Annotated in this window: 3 protein-coding genes; 1 reads left to right on the top strand and 2 read right to left on the bottom strand. The window is 70.9% G+C overall.

Going from position 1 to position 1,337, the window contains the following annotated elements:
- Nucleotides 1–294: hypothetical protein (locus ACFQEU_RS16040; protein WP_379783791.1), on the bottom strand; the 294-nt coding region annotated here is incomplete at its 3' end.
- Nucleotides 295–466: 172 nt separating this feature from the next.
- Between ACFQEU_RS16040 and ACFQEU_RS16035 the strand changes: the two genes are divergently transcribed.
- Nucleotides 467–913 carry a VanZ family protein gene (locus ACFQEU_RS16035; protein ID WP_379783789.1) on the top strand — a complete coding sequence of 149 codons (447 nt, stop codon included), beginning with the start codon at nt 467–469 and terminating at the stop codon, nt 911–913.
- A 27-nt stretch (nt 914–940) separates the two neighbouring features.
- On the opposite strand, the gene ACFQEU_RS16030 is transcribed toward ACFQEU_RS16035, so the two are convergent.
- Nucleotides 941–1,168, bottom strand: coding sequence for a YgaP family membrane protein (locus tag ACFQEU_RS16030; protein WP_379783787.1), 228 nt, complete (start codon nt 1,166–1,168; stop codon nt 941–943).
- Nucleotides 1,169–1,337: the final 169 nt, after the last annotated feature.

The following is a 1,337-nucleotide window of genomic DNA, read 5'->3' as shown; positions in this document are numbered from 1 at the left end:
ACCCGTCCTCCGTCGGAGCCGAGACGTCGTCCGGGGTCTTATGTGCCATATGTTAGACAACGACGCGGCCGAGCGATGAAAAGCTCGCGGTCGGCGAGATCGGAAAGCGTCGCCGTCGTCGGTCCGCTCGACCACCCCGCGCGAGACGAGCTCGCCGAAGGTGCCCGAGTCGATGTCGACGTCCTCGAACGTCCACGGCCCCGTCGCGTCCGCGTCGAGCAGCGACTCCAGCGCGTCCGCGATCTCCGGTCGGTCCGCGAGGAGCTCGCGCGTCGCGGCGTACGGGTCCGCCATTACCCGAGTCGTCGGGAGGGGACCGGCTAAAGTGCTGCGTTGTCGGGGTCGTCGAGGCGAGATAACGTCCCCGCCCCGCCTCCAAATGACCCTCCCTTCCCCGACCGACTCTGCCCGGCTTCCCCGACCCGGACCGGACGGTTTAGGTCACGGGCGCACGCAGGTCCGCCGAATGCCTCGACTCCGACTCCCACTCGTCCCGGGTTCGCTCCGATGGGCGGCGGTGGCGCTCGTCGGACTCGTCATCCTCTACTACTCGGTCGTGCCAGCACCCGGCAGCGGCACGTTCCGGTCGGGCCCGTTCGGGCTGGTGGGGTTCTCGACGTGGCTCCACCTGCTGGCGTACGCGGGGTTGACCGCGACGCTCGCGTACGCGCTCCACGACTCGCCGCGGCCCGATCGGCAGGTACTCGCCATCGTCTTCCTCGTCGCCGTCGCGTACGGAGCGGGCGTCGAACTGCTCCAGTCCACCCTGGCGAACCGCCACGGCGACTACGCCGACGTCCTCGTGAACTCGCTCGGGGCCGGCCTCGCCGTCGTGGGTTGGCGGGCGCTCACACGATACGCCCGGTTCTACCGCGCGCGGCGGCTGACGGATCTGGAGCTGCCGGTCGAGTGAGGCGACAGCACGTCCCCGGCGGCGGCGCTACTTCCCCGGGTCGACACGACAGGTGTCGACGCCGAGCAGCGAGTAGAGCCCGCAAGTCCCCGTGGCAGCGGTCCCCAGGGCCGCGATGGCCACGACACCGAACACCGGCGCGGCGAGCGCCGGCAGCGGGGCGACACCGGCAAGGGTCGCGAGCGAGAGCGTTCCGACGACCGCGCCGACCGCGACGCGAACACGTCTGTCCATGGATCCGACGTTCTTGTCCATACCACACACAAGCGCTCGCGGTACCTAAACCCGTCGGCGACAGTGTCTCCCCCCGCTCAGAACTCGTCGAGGCCGGTTTGTGCGCCCCCGCAGCGAGCCGGTCCGCCTGCCTCGTCGCCGGGGGTTCCGTCCCCGCGCTCACCGGCCCCGAGACCCCTGTCGCCGGCGG

Origin of the sequence: Halorubrum tibetense, from assembly GCF_042661865.1 — an archaeon.
Classification (GTDB): domain Archaea; phylum Halobacteriota; class Halobacteria; order Halobacteriales; family Haloferacaceae; genus Halorubrum; species Halorubrum tibetense.
This window is presented reverse-complemented; position numbering and strand designations above follow the sequence as displayed.